We start from the raw sequence: 16,673 nt of genomic DNA on the forward strand, positions 1-16,673 counted from the left end.
TATTTTATGATACTAAGAACGCTAAAATGCGACAGAATTTTAGGAGTTTTACGTTAGTGTGCTTGCACACAAGTAAAACTATCTAAATTCCGAAGCATTTCGTTCGAGTTCAAATCGACTCAAACGCTTTAACGCCCTCTCCTTTCTACTTTAAATTATAATTTCCGATACTCCCACAGTTAAAACAAGAAACACATTTTACTAGCGAGAAATATCACTTAACCGTCGCTAGAAAGTTAGTTTCCTTTATTGGCCATCTTGATAATAGCAGCCTTAATCTTTTCAACATCTGGAAGAACCGCTTGTTCCAAGACACGCGCATAAGGTACAGGCACATCTTCACTTGCCAAACGTACAATTGGGTGGTCAAGGTAATCAAATGCTTCACTTTCTGTAACCATAGCAGCAATCTCACCGATGAATCCACCAGTCTTATAAGCATCATTGACCAACATAAGTTTACCAGTCTTCTTAACTGACTCGAAAATCAATTCCTTATCAAGTGGGATAAGCGTACGTGGGTCAACAACCTCAACATTGATACCTTGTTCAGCCACTTCTTCAGCAGCCTTAAGAACACGTTCCAACATACGACCATATGTGACAATAGTAAGGTCAGTTCCTTCACGCTTGATTTCACCTTTTCCAAGTGGAATGTAGAAATCAGGATCTTGTGTTACTTCCTCTTTTTTACCGTAAAGTGCTTTTGGTTCCATGAAAATAACAATGTTATTATCTTGAATAGCAGATTTCAAAAGACCTTTAGCATCGTTAGCATTACCTGGAGCAACCACTTTAATCCCTGGAATGTGAGTCAACCATGACTCAAGAGATTGTGAGTGCTGTGCCGCAGAACCAATCCCTGAACCAGATGCCACACGGAAGGTTACAGGAGTCTTCAAACCACCACCAAACATGTAGTTATTTTTTGCGCCATTATTAACGATAGCGTCAAGGGCAATCGTGATGAAGTCCATGAAAGTCAAGTCAACGATTGGACGAAGACCTGTAATAGCAGACCCAACAGCTGCACCAGCGATAGCAGCCTCTGAAATTGGTGTATCTCTAACACGTTTTTCACCAAACTCTGCCAACATACCAACTGATGTACCGAAGTCACCACCATAGATACCAACATCTTCACCCATAAGGAAGATATTTTCGTCTTTACGCATTTCCTCGCTCATAGCAAGGTTTACTGCCTCACGCAAGGCCATCAATTTTGTTTCACTCATACTTGTATTCCTCAACCTTTCTCTTTAGTCTACCCATACATCTTCAAAGGCAACTGAAAGTTCTGGATCTGGGCTATTTTGGGCGAACTCATAAGCTGCATCAACCTCTGCCTTAACTTGGCCTTGGATAGCATCTAACTCTTCAGCGCTTGCGATATTTTCAGCAACGAGATAGTCACGGTATTTAATAATAGGATCGTTATTGTTCTTCCACTCGTCAACTTCTTCCTTAGTACGGTAAACACCCGCATCGGCAGTCGAGTGACCGAACCAACGGTAAGATTCTACCTCAACGATAGCAGGACCGTTGCCACCACGGACATGCTCAACAGCCTTGCCCATTGTTTCATATACAGCCAAGACATCGTTACCATCTTCACAGTAGAAACCAGGAATACCATAAGCTTCCGCACGTGTATAAAGGTGAGGTGTGTTTGTAGCTTTATGAATATCCATTGAGATACCATAACGGTTATTGATGATAAAGAAGATAACAGGTAATTTCCAAGTAGCTGCCATATTGACTGACTCATGGAATGAACCTTCGTTAGTTGCGCCATCTCCAGAGAAAGCCACAACAATGTTTCCTGTTTCTTTGTATTGCTGAGTGAGGGCTGCACCTACGGCAAGAGCGTAACCACCACCAACGATACCGTTAGTACCATAGTTACCTTTTTCAAAGTCAGCCAAGTGCATAGAACCACCACGGCCCTTAGAAACACCGGTTGCCTTACCAGCAAGTTCTGCCATCATTTTATTCAAATCCATGTCTTGGGCGATAGATTGTCCGTGACCACGGTGATTTGAAAAGAAGATATCGTCATAGCTCAAGTGTTGAACAGCACCAACGTTGGCTGCTTCCTCACCAACTGAAAAGTGAGTCATCCCTTGAACAAAACCACGACGAACCAATTTATTAATACGTGAATCAAATTCACGAATACGTTCCATTTTAGTGAACATCTCAAGATGTGTCTCTTTAGAAAGTTTTACCATATCGATCTCCTCTATCGAAATTTTTCTATACATCTAGGATAGGTTAAAAAAACTTAATGAGCAAGAAATATGCTTGAAAAATGAAAAGCCTTACAACCTTATCACTTATAGGCAATCCGTATGCTTTTTTTTAGCGCATTATGATATAATTGTATAGATTTTACCCGAATAGGAGAATATTTGATATTGAGTGACGTCATCGTTCACGGGCTTACGGCATGTATAGCTTTTATTTTACAAATTGTTATCTTCAAGGTAACTACGAAAAGGCCTTTAAGATACTGGATTCTTATTTTAGCAGGTTTAGCCATTTTTGCCTCTAGTTATTTTGGTATTTACTTTCCAAAATCTGGTTTTATTGCACTTGTGCTCTTTCTAGCTAACAAATCCTACAAAAATCTGAGACATACCATTTTGGAGACTTCCTTCATACCTTTCACATTTGCCTTAATGGTGAGACTGGTCATTTTCCTGATTATTCCAATCTTTTTCCCTTCTGTCCTAGATTATTATTTTGCTGGTCCATTTATTCTTTTGCTTGCGTTTTTGCTATGGTTCGCTCAAAATGCCCTTCTTCAAGTGGACTACTCTCGAATGATGCAAATTGACAAAGCAAGACCATGGTACAAATCAACCTCTGTTGCTCTTTGTGCTCTAGCCATTATTTACTTTGCTTCTGAACTTCTTTCAACAGACATTCACTTTACCATTGCCTTTCTTATTATTACAGCTCTGATTCTATCTGGACAGGTTAATCTCTATAGAAAGGACCTCAGTGCACAAACACAAGCAGCTCAAGAGGAACATTCTCTGCTTCTTCAAAAATCAAGCCAGAACATCAATACTTGGTACCAGAAAAAAACTAGCCAAGAACTCTTCATCAAAGACGAAGCTGAAAATCTCTACGATATCATCCGTTTCCAACAAAACGAGGAGGCTCAGGAGTTAATTGACTACTTGCTGACTCCGAATCCGTTAGATAAGAAGATTGATCATTTTTATCGAGATAAACTTGAAAATATTAAACTCCCTGATTTGCGAGTCCTCTTTGAAGCTAAATTTCTAAAGGCAAAAGAATTGGATGTTTGGGTTAGTATGGAGGTTCCAGAACCCATTACCGTTTATCCTATTTATCCTTTAGATTGGGTATATGTCCTATCAACGATATTGGATCACGTCATTGACCAAGCACAAGATAGCGAACAGAAATATCTTAGCTATGCTTATTTTAAAGACGAGGATAGTCAACACTTTGTCGTTGAAAGTTCAAGCACTAAAGAAGATTCAGCTATTACCTCTGATTTCTCTGATCCCGAACTGAAACGCGTCAATAGGATCCTATCCACTTATCCAAACGTTAACATTGTTTCTAATACACGGACTGGTATTTACCGCTTACAAATCGAGATTGACATGACAAAAGGAGGTTACAATGATTACTAATATTATCAATCCTCTCTTACAGGCTGTTAGTTTCATTTCTATTTGGTACCTCTACCAGACTATGTCTAAGGTTAAACCACAACGAGGACACCTCTTACTTCTATTTTTGTCCTACGTAGCTGCAGCATCCTATTTTAATCTCGTAAAAATCGTTGTAGACCCTCTTTTCTTCCTTGTTGCTGATTTGGCCCTTGTAAAAGAGCGTTCTTTCTATCATCGATTGCTATACGCCTTTTATCCAACTATCCTTTTTGATATGGCAACACGACTACTTTCACTTGTCATCCTCCCTCACATCTTACATATCAAAGGTGATGTTACTCTCGATACTAACTTACATATCTTGACCTACATCTTAGCTCCATTAATCATTTTCCTAACGCTTAAAATCTTCGCCATAGACCTAAATCAGATGAGTAGTCTTGACGAAGTTTGGGCTAGACGTAACTGGTTGCGAAGCACTGCCTTCCTAGCTGTCTATTATGTCTTCTTTACTGTTATCCATGGTCTTAACAGTATCCTTACGACAACTAATGATCCTAAAAATTTATTTGAAATAATTTTCAAGGTCAATGCTAATAGGTCTGTTATCTTGGTTCTAAACATTGCTCTACTACTATGGGATTTTTACAATTGGAACCAGGCTATCCACCAACAATCTATTGATAGGCTGAACAAAGAACGCCATAAATTGTTGGGTACTATGACTAACTACAGCAAATCCTTTATCCAAATTATCACGCAAAAGCAAAAATCCTTCGACCTATTCAAAAAAAATCTCAAGGACGTTTCTCTTGCCTTGGAAAATGAAGATACTGCAAAAGCTACGAGTCTACTTGAAATTTATAAAACGGACAATGCTAGTATTGGTAATCCAGAGACTCAAGAACACTTGGATAGACTTAGCAATCCAATAATAGCAAGTTTTCTTTCAAATCGTATTTTGGAAATGAGAGCGTCACATGTCGATATTTCCATTAATATAAGTCCTCAGTTTGGTGAGATTCCTTTACCTGACTTAGATTTATATCAACTGCTCCAAGCTTCGGATAAAGCGATATTTAAACTACTTCGTCCTGACATCAAGGTCAACAGTAGTTACCTCCAACTAGATCACTCGCAACTCCTTGTCGTTGAATTGCCAGTTTTGGCTGATAAGGTTAGCAAAGATAAAGAACTGAATGAGTTGGTTAAGACTTTGCCAAATGTTGACTATCGCATCGGTTTACATGCAGGTTATCTGACTCAAATAATTGAAATCTTTGAACCTGGTTATTAAGATGATATTGAAAAAGAGCCACCGGCTCTTTTTTTGTTGCTTTTTATCTCTTCACACTAAAACTTCCTGACATTTTTGAGCGAAGGTAATTCCTCGACAAACAAAAAGACACCCAAAATCATATGGACTGAGTGTCTCTATTAATAGTAAAGTCCGACTAGTGTAGCTTAGAAGGCACCGCCTCCGCCACCTCCGCCACCACCAGAGAAGCCACCGCCTCCAAAGCCGCCACTACCACTGTTCGAATTGATAGAGAAGCTACTTACGCTATCTGAGGCAGAAACATAAGATTCTAGATAATTGACATTATTCATCATGATAAATGGTGCTGCTGAATAAGTAAACTCATCTAGAGATGGATTGCTGAGGTGAATGTTGTAACGTTTTAGGACATCACTAACTTTTTTCGCCTGTCCATAGAGTGTCGCATAAACCAAGATACGATTCCAAAGGATGACAGATTCTAGTTCGGATTCTTTAAAACTAGGAATACTCTTAATCATATTTTTAAAGCTATGCCACTGGTAATAGGTTGAAATTTGAGTTGCATCAAGACATCTCTGACGACGTCTTTTCACTAAGTACCAGAATAAAATGGTAACTCCTGCTATAGGTAGAAGGCCAAGAATATAGTAAAAACCTAGTCCTGATCCAAAGGCAGCAAATAAGAACAAGGTTGAAAGAATACAAAGCACCATTGAAAGTATCAAAGCTGCTACTCCCAATATGTTAAATGTCTTTTCTTTCGGACTAAAATCTCTATAAATTTTAGGAAGTCCAAGCGCAAATTCCTCTTTTTCTACGCCTTTTGCTACTTGATAGCCGTCATTAGTGAATTGATATTTGACACGTTTTCCTTGGGAACGTATTGCTTCACGCTCATAGCTTGTTCTAGCACTCTTAAATTGTTTTTCTAAGCCATCTTTATCAAGATAATAGCGCGAGAACATTTCCGTATCTCTAATTTCCATGCGACCATCAAACAACATATCCAAGAAAGACACTTCAAATGAAGAGAGCCCCTCCTTTTTAATACGTGTCAGAATATTACTATCACCTTCTTGTCTATAGGTGAGATGACCTCTATCAATCAAATCAAGGATGGTAGCTTGCACCATATATTTAAACTTCAGAGGATCCGTTTCTTCTTTTAGACCTGTTTTGTCGAACGACTGATTATAAACATTCTTGGCTAGGACCAAAGGTGCTAAATCTTGAGGGGCTTCATAAAGACGGGCATCTCGAGGGAAAGAAGGCATCCTAGTGCTATAAAGAACAATGAGGTAACAGAAAATACCAATAAGAACAAAGCTTAAGATTACAAGTGGTAAGATGACATAAAAAATGCGTCGAAAGTTTTCTTTAGATTTCTTGATATCTGCTTCTTTTTTTAGAAAGTCTGCCTTATTCGTCTTATTTAATAAGTAAGCCTGATTATTTTCTCGTAAAGCACTGGTCATCGGCCAGTAGGCGTGTAATTCCAATTTACCTGATGCTGGTAAATTGTCTACATGAACCTGATAACCTGTAGAAGTACGCTTAACCTGTGGATCTTTTCCAAAATAGCCAGCGTGAGCGTAAAGCTCTCCTTGACTTGCATCCAGACCATCAACTGTGAAATCAATCTGTCCAAATCCTTTATCCCAATCAGAGATAGGAAACCAATTTAAAACTGCAATATCTGAATATAGATTCAACAGGTGTTGGATTTGCCAAGTAACTTTGAGGACAACCCTATCACCATCTGAACCTGAATTATAAACTTTGAGTTTAACACCTTCATAGGAGTCTGTTTTTTCAACTGTAATATCTGTTTTTTCTATCCCATTTACGGTTGCTGAAACCTTGGGATCATCCATAATAGAATAACCACCAATTTTCCCCAAGGTTACATACTGACCTTTATAATCACTATCAAAATCATAAGTCACTTCCTGCGTAAACGTCGCATTACCATCATCTTGAATTGAAAGGTGACCAACATAGGAAGGCAGACTATACTCTACCTCATCAGCTTTAACGTGCTGCAAAGACAATGGCAGAAAACAGACTAACAGAACAGTTAAAGTAACATATTTAACAAGACCTTTTAGTATCTTTTTCATCATTTTGCTCCTTCAAGGACTAAAAAAGCAGGTGCAACACCAAGTGTCTCGATGTGCCCTGCTCTGATCCCTTATTTAGGCTTGATAAACAATCTCACCGTCACAGATAGTATATTTAACACTACCCGTAAGCTCTTCGCCCACAAATGGTGAATTGGCTGCTTTAGACTTAAAGTCTGCTGTGACCTGACGATTTTCTTTGTCCGCAAAGATTACAAGGTCAGCTGGTCCATTTTCAGCCAAATAACCGGCATCGAAGCCATAAAGATCAGATGGGTTGCTAGTCATTACTTTCAAGAGTTCAGTCAAGCTTAAGTGACCTGCATCAACCAAGTAGGTCAATCCAAGAGATAGAGACGTTTCAAGACCAGTCATTCCTGATGGTGCTTTAGTCACATCATCGACATTCTTTTCATCGGCATGGTGTGGCGCATGGTCTGTGGCGATGACTGAGATAACTCCAGATTTCAGCCCTTCGATAACAGCCTGACGGTCAGATTCCAAACGAAGTGGTGGGTTCATCTTGGCATTAGCACCTTTTGAGAGCAAGAGGTCTTCAGTCTTAGAGAAATGCTGCGGTGCCACTTCGGCAGTAACTTGAGCTCCAAGTTTTTGAGCAAATTCAACCACTTTTACAGATTCTGCTTTTGACAAGTGTTGAATATGAACATGTGCTTGTGTATCATAAGCAATCATGACATCACGCGCAATCATACTGTACTCAGCTACACCAGTTGCCCCACAAATATGGAATTCTTTTTTAGCAATATTTTCATTGAAACCGAGAATGCCATTAAGATCTGGATCCTCCTCGTGAAGACTGATGAAGGTATTATTCTCTTTAGCTAGCTCCATGGCCTTTTTGACAATACCAGCATTGGTCAATGGAATACCATCATCCGAGAATCCGACAGCACCTGCTTCAAGTAAGCCCTTGAAATCAGTGATATTTTCACCATCAAAATTCTTTGTAATGGTCGCAACAGACTTAACATGGATATTTTCCTTAGCTGCTGAAGTCAAGACCTCCTCCAAGGTTTCCTTGTCTGAAATCGTTGGATTAGTATTAGCCATCATGACAACTGTTGTAAAACCACCTGCAGCCGCTGCCAAGGCACCAGTATGAATGTCTTCTTTGTGGGTTTGACCTGGCTCACGGAAATGAACATGGATATCCACCAAACCAGGAGCAACCACAAGTCCAGTCGCATCGATGACTTGAGCATCTCCAGCTTCGATGTTTTCGGCAATCTTAACGACTTTTTTACCACCAACGAGAACATCAGCTTGCGTATCCAAACCAGACTTAGGGTCTACAACACGACCATTTTTAATCAGTAACATAATCTTCCAACTTTCTATTTTACTTCAACCAATCAATTGGGGATTGGCCTTGAGATACAAGGTAGGCATTGGCTTTTGAAAAAGGCTTGCTGCCAAAAAAACCACGATAGGCCGACAAGGGACTCGGATGGGCACTCTCTATAATGGCATGCTTTGGATTGGTCACCAGTGCCTTCTTCTTACGAGCATAGCCACCCCAAAGTATAAAGACAACAGGAGTATCCTTTTGATTGAGGACCTTAATCACAGCATCTGTAAATGGTTCCCAAACCTGACCGGCGTGCCCATTTGCTTGACCAGCGGGAACCGTCAGACAGGCATTAAGCAAGAGCACCCCCTGCTCAGCCCATGAAGTTAAATCATGAAAGGGTCTAGAACCCAAATCTTCCTCTAACTCCTTGAGAATATTTTTCAAAGACGGGGGAGCAGGAAGGCTATCAGGTACTGAGAAGGATAGTCCCTGTGCTTGATGAGGCCCATGATAAGGGTCCTGACCAAGAATTACCACCCGCACTTCTTCAAATGGGGTCTCCAACAAGGCATTAAAAACCTTGTCACGTGGCGGATAAACCGTTCCCTGACTATAAACCTGATCCATAAACTGATTTATCTTTGAAAAATAATGATCTGGCAGTTCCTCTTTCAGAAGCTTGTGCCATGTCGAATGTTCCATAAAAACCTCTTTTTAGACTGTTCTACACCCTAAATTATACCATAATTTGTAGGGAATATTCGGAAAATACTGAAAAAACACCCTGATTACTAGGCATTTTCTATAAAGTTTTAAAAATGAATGAATCCACAAGTTTAAAGGGCTTACAACCTTTAACTCGTTATAGTTTTATGCTATAATTTAAACTTGTATTTTAAGAGAAAAGGTAATCCTATGACTACGTATGAAAATTTAAGAGCAGCCAGACGAGGTCCTATTGTCAGTATTGCTGCCTACGTTCTTCTTACCATTGCAAAACTTTTAGCTGGACACTTTTTAAACTCTAGCTCTTTGATTGCCGATGGTTTCAATAACTTGTCAGATATTTTGGGGAACGTAGCCCTACTCATTGGATTGCACCTAGCTAGTCAACCAGCTGATGCAGATCATAGGTTTGGTCATTGGAAGATTGAAGACTTATCAAGTCTAGTCACTTCCTTTATCATGTTCGTGGTAGGTTTCCAGGTCCTGATTCAAACTGTCCGAAAGATTTTTCTAAGAGAGGAAACTGTGGTTGATCCACTTGGTGCCACTGTTGGTATCCTGTCTGCTATCGTCATGTGTGGCGTTTACTTTTACAATAAAAGACTTGCTAAAAAGCTAAAATCTAGTGCTTTGATTGCTGCTGCCAAGGACAATCTCTCCGATGCTGTAACTTCTATTGGTACCTCAGTCGCTATCGTTGCAGCATCCTTCAACCTGACGATTATTGACTATATTACTGCCATTATCATTACCTTCTTCATCCTAAAGACAGCCTATGATATCTTCATGGAAGCAACCTTTAGTTTGTCAGACGGTTTCGACGAGAGAAACCTCAAGGCCTATGAAAAAGCCATTCTTGAGATTCCAAAAGTCACTAAAGTTAAGAAACAACGTGGCCGTTCTTATGGCAGCAACGTCTATCTTGATATTGTGGTTGAGATGAATCCTGACCTCTCTGTTTACGAGAGTCATGCCATTACCGAACAAATCGAGGAGGTCCTCAGCAAGCGTTTCTCTGTTTATGACACTGATGTCCACGTAGAACCCGCTGCCATTCCTGAAGACGAAATTTATGGCAATGTCCTTCACAAACTCTCTCGCAATGAAAAGATTATTCTGTCAAAAATTCCTGACTATGAAAATCTCTTGGCACCTGACTTCTACTTAATCGATGAAAATGGTCATCATCACACTCGTGAAGAAGTCATTGCTAATCAACAACCACTTCTCAATAACTTTGACAGCTTCAAGATGACATCTGTTAGTCAAAAAACGAAATTAATTAGTTATGAGTTGGGAGGAGATTTCCACACTAGTATCTGGCGTCGAAATGAAACCTGGTTTCTGATTTACCACCAAGTGACAATGATAAAAGATGAAAAGTAACGAGCAAGTAAGCTCGTTTTTTTCTGTTTCCAACTATATTTGGGTAACATTTAATCAATTCTAAAAATTACATTAAAATGCCGAATGTTAGGAAAACTCTAACTTTTATATGTTATAATGAAAGTGTTTGTCACTACTGAATTTAGGGTTTTGACAGGCAAATGTTATTAATAGATAGAAATAGGTTCTGCCAGATACAGAACCCCATAGATATTAAAGGAGACACATTGTGAAAAAGAAAATTGTCGCCGTCCTTTTAGCAGCTTGTCTAGCCCTAGCACCGAGTTTGTCTAGTGCAGACGAATTGATGGATATCACACGCGCTGCTGGTTATACTGAAGCCACTGAGGCCTATCGTCCCAAATCAACCCTCTTAATTGATGGCAATACCGGAGATGTCCTCTGGGAAGAAAATGCTGATGAGGTGCGTGACCCTGCTTCTATGTCTAAGGCCATGACACTTTATTTGGTCTTTGAAGCTATGTCTAAAGGAGAGATTTCTGAAGATACTGTTATCACAGCTACTCCAACCGACCAAGCTATTGCCGATATTTACGAAATTTCCAACAACAAGATTGTTGCGGGTGTTGATTATACGGTTTCAGAACTCATCACTATGACGGCGGTGCCTTCCTCTAACGTTACAACCGTGATGCTGGCCAACTACTTGACCAATAATGATCCTGATAAATGGCTTGACATGATGAATGAAAAATCTAAAGAGCTAGGGATGACCAATACCAAATGGTTTAACGCTTCTGGTGCCGTTGCTGTTGCCTTCAAAGGTTACTACAGTCCTCAACGTTATGATAACAACCAAACCAACCAAACAACTGCGCGTGATTTGGCTATCATGACCTATAACTTCATCAAGAAATACCCAGAAATTCTCAAGTACACTAGCAAACCTGTTGTCACAGTTAAAAAGGGAACACCTTACGAGGAAACCTTCGAAACTTATAACTACTCTATTCCAGGAGCTAAATACGGAATTGATGGGGTTGATGGGTTGAAGACAGGATCAAGCCCAGAAGGTGCCTTCAACTATATTGATACTATCAAGCGTGGTGATCAACGTATGATTGCTGTCATCATGGGTTCTGGTGATTGGTCTGACCAAACAGGTGAAGAAATCCGTCATACCTTTGGTAATGCCCTCGTTGAGAAAATGTATAAAGACTTCTCTTACAAGAAAGTTCTTAGCAAGGGTGAACAAGAAATCGACGGTAAAAAGTACACTGTCGAAAAAGATGTCTACGCCACAGTCAAAAAAGGCAAAGACCCTAAAATCTCTGTTAAAGATGATCACATTGTCATTGATAATGGTCTGAAGACAGTATCACCTAATATCAAGGCTACTTCTGTTAAGGCTACAAAAGTTAAGGGATGGTTCGATTTTGGAAGTAACCAAAAAGATAAAAAGGCTACTAAAGCAACGAATAATGGCCAACTCCCCGTTTATTTCTGGTTGCTATGCCTTATCCCAGTTGGTCTCCTCTACTTGATTTACCTTAATGAAAAAGGACGTCGTCAAAGAGTCAAAGAACGTCGACAAGCAAGACAAATCAATAAATAAAAGAAAGCGTGTCCATGACACGTTTTTTTTTATACTCTATTAAAGGGAGTCCCCCAAGAATACTGATAAAACCACCCAAAACTATGCTATAATAGTCAAGTATGACTTTTTAACACACATATAACAAAAATAGATTAAAGGATGCCTTTTAAGAGAGCATATAAACATTGTTACTAAGGAGATTATTTTGAAAAAGAAATTGTTAGGACTCTTCCTGGTAGCTAGTCTGGCTTTAGCTCCCAGTCTGTCATCCGCTGACCAACTGGTAGATATAGCACAAAAAGCGGGCTACAAGGAAGCCACCGAGACCTATAGACCTAAATCATCACTTTTGATTGATGCCAATACTGGTGATATCCTTTGGCAAGATAACATTGATGAAGTACGTGATCCTGCTTCCATGAGTAAGGCCATGTCTCTCTACTTGGTTTTTGATGCTTTGTCAAAGGGAGAAATCAAAGAAGACACCGTGATTACAGCCAAACCAACCGATGAGGCTATTGCTAATATCTACGAAATCTCAAACAACAAGATTGTTTCTGGAGTTAAATACACGGTTTCGGAACTTATCACTATGACAGCTGTTCCCTCTTCAAATGCAGCGACAGTCATGCTTGCCAACTATCTCAGTGATAACGATCCTGACAAGTGGATTGATCGCATGAACGAAAAGTCTAAAGAGCTCGGCATGACAAACACTAAATGGTACAATGCCTCTGGAGCTGGGGCGGCATCTTACAAAGGCTACTACACGCCTAAACGATATGATAATAACCACTCTAACCAGACGACAGCTCGTGATTTGTCCATCATGGCTTATAACCTTATCAAACATCACCCTGAAATCCTCAAATACACTAGCCAACAGACAGTAACTGTCAAAAAAGGAACACCTTACGAGGAAACCTTTGAAAATTACAACTACTCCTTGCCTGGTGCTGATTATGGCCTCAAAGGAGTCGATGGCTTAAAAACAGGCTCAAGTCCTCGAGGAGATTACAACTACATCTCCACATGCAAACGAGGTAATCAGCGTGTCATTTCAGTTATCCTGGGCGTTGGAAACTGGGAAGATGAAAGTAGCGAAAAAATCCGTCATGCCTTCGGTAACTCCCTTATTGAGAAAATGTTTAAAGACTATTCCTACAAGAAAGTCCTAAGCAAGGGCAAACAAAAGATTGATGGTGAAAAATACGATGTCCAAAAAGATGTCTATGCCACAGTCAAAAAAGGACAAGAGCCTAAGATTAGTGTTAAAAATGATTATGTCCTTGTCGATAATGGTTTGAAAACAGTGTCACCTAAGATTAAAGCAAGTACTGTCAAGGCAACTAAAACTGGCTTCTTCCTTTTTTCTGGAGGTCAAAAAGAGAAACAAACAAGCAATAAGCATAACTTTATGAAACATTTTGCCTTGTTCTGCTTCCTCTTATTACCACTTTACGTGCTCTACTTAATTTTTATCAATGAGAAAAAGCGTCGTCAAAAAGTCAAAGAACGCCGTCAAGCTCGACAAATCAATAACTAAAAGAACGTGCTCAACCGAGCACGTTTTTAGTTGTCTCCAAGAAATGTTTTGAGATGAGACATCTCATTTCGCATTTGTTCCAATCCCTCTTGATAGATGGCCTCAAATTTTTCAGGATCCTTCTCCAATCGACCAACTTCAAGCGCATGCTCTGGACGAATGGCATAAAGATTGCCAGTTTGTTCCCAAGCCTCAATCTTTTCAATACTCTTATTGTAATGGATATGGCGATTTGATGCTACTTGGACAAATTCAGGATATTTGCGGTAAAAGAGCTTGTAGATTCGCTTACTCGTTTTAGATGGCTCTTTACGATAACCCTTAGGACGCGTCAGAACGACAATAAGTTTGTCAAAGCCCAAATTCTCCATAAAATCAATGGGAAGACTATCAGACAGTCCACCATCCATGTAGCGTTTGCCCTTGTACTCGACAATTTCAGAAACCAAAGGCAGGGCGGAACTTGCACGAAGGGCTTCCATTTGCTCAAAGACATGATCAATCTTGATATAGTCTGGTTTGCCGGTCTCAATATCTGTAGTAACCACATAGAAGGGAACACCCGACTCCGCAAAGGCCTCCTGATCAAAAACGTCTAACTCCATAGGAACCTTATAATAGGAGAACTCCTTATTTACAAAGTTCCCAGTTGTCAGCCATGACCAGAAACTCATGTAGCGACGGTCTCCCATGAATCGTTTGTTGTAGCGGAGGGCTCTTTTGGGCTGGTTAGAAAGATAATTAACACCAAAAAGCGCTCCAGCTGATACTGATACGACGCCGTCTACTTTGATTCCAGCTTCTAAAAAAGCATCTAAAACACCAGCAGTGTATAAGCCACGCATGCCTCCGCCTTCAAGGACTAAGCCTACCTTCATTCTAAAATCTCCTTCTTGATTGGTTCTGCTAGGACTTGATAACCTTGTGGACTCAAGTGTAAACCATCCGTTGTGTAAGTGTCATTTAACTGTCCTTGGGCATCTGTCAGGTAATCATAAAGATCAACATAGGTCACACCAGGGAGAACAGCCAATTGTTGATTCAGTTCACGGACAGTCGCATTATTTCGAATCTTAACCTTAGAAGCATATTGTGATTTTTCACTAACCGGAAAGACACTCAGCAAATAGATCTCAGTAAGGAGAGATTCCTGACGAACTGTCATGATAATATCGGAAATACGATTGACGATATCTCGAATGGGGTAGCCCCTTCCGATGTCGTTAATACCAATCAAGAGTACCAATTTACTGGGTTCCAAATCTAAAACTTGCTCTTTAAGGTGTTCTAAAAGCCAAACCGAGTCTGTTCCTGCAATCCCACGGTTTACCAAGGGAAAATCTCGACCCAAGTATTTTTTCAATGCAAAAAACTCCGTGATGGAGTCCCCTGCAAAAACAATTTGGCCTTTGTCTAACTTTTGATTTTCATTCACAAATTTGGCTAAACGCTCTTCTTGATAGGCCACAAGCTCGGGCCTAGTTGTTTCAATCATACTTCATCCTTTTTTCTTAAATATTATACGCACTACCGTGATTAAAGCTAGAAAAGTTCCAAGTCCAAGAAATAGCCAGGCAAGATTTTCAAAACCTGATTTATTGGCCAAAAGGGCACCGGAAAGTAGAAATCCCAATGTCAACAAGGCTAAAACCAGATTATTTAAAACTTTCTCAAAGACTTTAATTCGACCTGAAAAGTTGATAAAATCATGGTTTACCACAATTCGTCCGTTTAAAATCTGCTCCAAGAGCTGATGCAGGCGACGCGGAATATTTTTTCCATTGCGAATCAGATAAAAGAGTTCAATCAAGATACTCTCTTTATTCAGGGCCTGCTTAAGCATGTCAGGGCCCATATTTTCTAGGAAATAATCCTTGGCCAAAGTCATCAAATCCATATTTGGGGCCAACTCTCGGAAAATACCTTCGATTTGAAGCGAAGCCTTCTCCAAAATGGTAATTTGAGACGAGGCTTTAAGATGGTTCTTCTGGAAAATAGCCAGTAAATCCTCTAGCAAATCTGTCATGGATAGACTTCCCAAGTCAACACCAGAATAACGCCCCAGCATCTGCTCTACATCCTGACTTAGAACTGCACGGTTTAGACCATTATCAAACTGGGTAACTGACAAGATAGCCTTAGTCATGCCATCAACATCCTGAGCAGTAAAACTATATAGGATGTCATTTAAGGACGCACGCATCCCCACTTCCAACTCACCCATAATCCCAAAGTCAATGAAACAAATCTTGCCATCACGTACCAAGAGATTACCAGGATGAGGGTCACCATGAAAATAGCCATCTTTGAAAACCTGCTTGATAAATGACAGCATTAGTTTCTTACCCACATCTTCCAAGTCATAGCCAGCCTCAATCAGTTGGCTGTAGTCATTAAGTGGAATCCCATCGATGTACTCTTCGACTATGAGGTGTGGCGTCGTAAAGGAATCATAGACCTCCGGGACACCTAGACAAGCAACAGCCCTGTTATTTGCCTTAAAACGCTTCATGGCCTCTGCTTCATTTCTGAAATCAAGTTCCTTAATTAGGGTTTCTCGCAGATTTTCCAAAACCTCCTGGACATCAACCATAGGTATAAAATGCTTTGGAATATGGCGTGCAAGCTTAATGAGAAGCTGAATATCTTCCTTAACGACCTCATCAATACCATGTCGCTGAATTTTTACAATCACTTCCTGACCAGACAACAATCTAGCCCTATGGGTCTGAGCTACAGAACCAGAAGCCAAGGGCTCTTCCGAAAAATCAAGAAAACTGTCAGAAAGCTCACTGGGTAATTCTCTCCTAATGGCCGTCATGACTTCCTCTTTATTCAAGGGAGGAACTGAACTCTGGAGTTTTGATAATTCTCTGATATAGGCCTCTGGCAAGAGGTCAGAGCGCGTGGATAGGATTTGACCAATTTTAACAAAACTAGGTCCCAATTGCTCAAAGGCTTGGCGTAGCTTGACAGGTGTTGTCTGTTGGTCTTGAGGAAGGTGTTTTTCACGATAAGAAAGGAGACCAACTGACGAGAAAACCTTCAACACATGTCTCAATCGTTTACTTGCCATTTTAGTCT

At 40.1% G+C, this 16,673-nt stretch carries 13 protein-coding genes; 5 read left to right on the forward strand and 8 right to left on the reverse strand.

Features of this window, described 5'->3' with window-relative positions; all coding sequences use genetic code 11:
• Positions 1–236: 236 nt before the first annotated feature.
• Both HMPREF1519_RS03875 and HMPREF1519_RS03880 read right to left on the reverse strand, forming a co-directional pair.
• Positions 237–1,235 (reverse strand): alpha-ketoacid dehydrogenase subunit beta, encoded by a 999-nt coding sequence (locus tag HMPREF1519_RS03875; RefSeq protein WP_022496622.1) that lies wholly within the window; start codon positions 1,233–1,235, stop codon positions 237–239.
• 24 nt (positions 1,236–1,259) lie between these two features.
• A complete protein-coding gene (locus HMPREF1519_RS03880) occupies positions 1,260–2,231 on the reverse strand; it encodes a thiamine pyrophosphate-dependent dehydrogenase E1 component subunit alpha (protein ID WP_022496623.1) in 972 nt (323 codons plus the stop codon).
• Between the two features lie 180 nt (positions 2,232–2,411).
• Between HMPREF1519_RS03880 and HMPREF1519_RS03885 the strand changes: the two genes are divergently transcribed.
• Both HMPREF1519_RS03885 and HMPREF1519_RS03890 read left to right on the forward strand, forming a co-directional pair.
• Positions 2,412–3,674 (forward strand): hypothetical protein, encoded by a 1,263-nt coding sequence (locus HMPREF1519_RS03885; RefSeq protein WP_022496624.1) that lies wholly within the window; start codon positions 2,412–2,414, stop codon positions 3,672–3,674.
• Positions 3,664–4,953 (forward strand): hypothetical protein, encoded by a 1,290-nt coding sequence (locus tag HMPREF1519_RS03890; protein WP_037611217.1) that lies wholly within the window; start codon positions 3,664–3,666, stop codon positions 4,951–4,953. Before HMPREF1519_RS03885 ends, HMPREF1519_RS03890 begins: the two co-directional genes overlap by 11 nt.
• A gap of 167 nt (positions 4,954–5,120) precedes the next feature.
• On the opposite strand, the gene HMPREF1519_RS03895 is transcribed toward HMPREF1519_RS03890, so the two are convergent.
• The 3 genes from HMPREF1519_RS03895 to HMPREF1519_RS03905 all read right to left on the reverse strand — a co-directional run bounded on the left by HMPREF1519_RS03895 (position 5,121) and on the right by HMPREF1519_RS03905 (position 9,075).
• Positions 5,121–7,058 carry a DUF2207 domain-containing protein gene (locus tag HMPREF1519_RS03895; RefSeq protein WP_037611218.1) on the reverse strand — a complete coding sequence of 646 codons (1,938 nt, stop codon included), beginning with the start codon at positions 7,056–7,058 and terminating at the stop codon, positions 5,121–5,123.
• A gap of 75 nt (positions 7,059–7,133) precedes the next feature.
• A complete protein-coding gene (locus tag HMPREF1519_RS03900; RefSeq protein ID WP_037611219.1) occupies positions 7,134–8,402 on the reverse strand; it encodes a dihydroorotase in 1,269 nt (422 codons plus the stop codon).
• Positions 8,403–8,421: 19 nt separating this feature from the next.
• Positions 8,422–9,075, reverse strand: coding sequence for a uracil-DNA glycosylase (locus HMPREF1519_RS03905; protein ID WP_037611220.1), 654 nt, complete (start codon positions 9,073–9,075; stop codon positions 8,422–8,424).
• A 213-nt stretch (positions 9,076–9,288) separates the two neighbouring features.
• Between HMPREF1519_RS03905 and HMPREF1519_RS03910 the strand changes: the two genes are divergently transcribed.
• The 3 genes from HMPREF1519_RS03910 to HMPREF1519_RS03920 all read left to right on the forward strand — a co-directional run bounded on the left by HMPREF1519_RS03910 (position 9,289) and on the right by HMPREF1519_RS03920 (position 13,589).
• A complete protein-coding gene (locus tag HMPREF1519_RS03910; RefSeq protein WP_037611221.1) occupies positions 9,289–10,485 on the forward strand; it encodes a cation diffusion facilitator family transporter in 1,197 nt (398 codons plus the stop codon).
• A 229-nt stretch (positions 10,486–10,714) separates the two neighbouring features.
• On the forward strand, positions 10,715–12,061 hold the full coding sequence (locus tag HMPREF1519_RS03915; RefSeq protein WP_022496630.1) for a D-alanyl-D-alanine carboxypeptidase: 1,347 nt from the start codon (positions 10,715–10,717) through the stop codon (positions 12,059–12,061).
• A gap of 187 nt (positions 12,062–12,248) precedes the next feature.
• Positions 12,249–13,589 carry a D-alanyl-D-alanine carboxypeptidase family protein gene (locus HMPREF1519_RS03920; RefSeq protein ID WP_037611222.1) on the forward strand — a complete coding sequence of 447 codons (1,341 nt, stop codon included), beginning with the start codon at positions 12,249–12,251 and terminating at the stop codon, positions 13,587–13,589.
• A 26-nt stretch (positions 13,590–13,615) separates the two neighbouring features.
• Here the strand turns inward: HMPREF1519_RS03920 and HMPREF1519_RS03925 are convergent, their stop codons facing one another.
• Genes HMPREF1519_RS03925 through HMPREF1519_RS03935 form a run of 3 tightly spaced genes read right to left on the reverse strand, consistent with a single transcriptional unit; the run spans position 13,616 to position 16,665 of the window.
• Entirely contained in the window at positions 13,616–14,467 is an 852-nt protein-coding gene (locus HMPREF1519_RS03925; protein WP_022496631.1) for a patatin-like phospholipase family protein, read from the reverse strand.
• Positions 14,464–15,084, reverse strand: coding sequence for an SGNH/GDSL hydrolase family protein (locus HMPREF1519_RS03930; protein ID WP_022496632.1), 621 nt, complete (start codon positions 15,082–15,084; stop codon positions 14,464–14,466). Before HMPREF1519_RS03930 ends, HMPREF1519_RS03925 begins: the two co-directional genes overlap by 4 nt.
• Positions 15,085–15,087: 3 nt before the next feature.
• Positions 15,088–16,665, reverse strand: coding sequence for an ABC1 kinase family protein (locus tag HMPREF1519_RS03935; protein ID WP_037611223.1), 1,578 nt, complete (start codon positions 16,663–16,665; stop codon positions 15,088–15,090).
• Positions 16,666–16,673 lie beyond the last annotated feature (8 nt).

Origin of the sequence: Streptococcus sp. SR4 (assembly GCF_000517725.1) — a bacterium.
GTDB classification, from domain to species: domain Bacteria; phylum Bacillota; class Bacilli; order Lactobacillales; family Streptococcaceae; genus Streptococcus; species Streptococcus salivarius_F.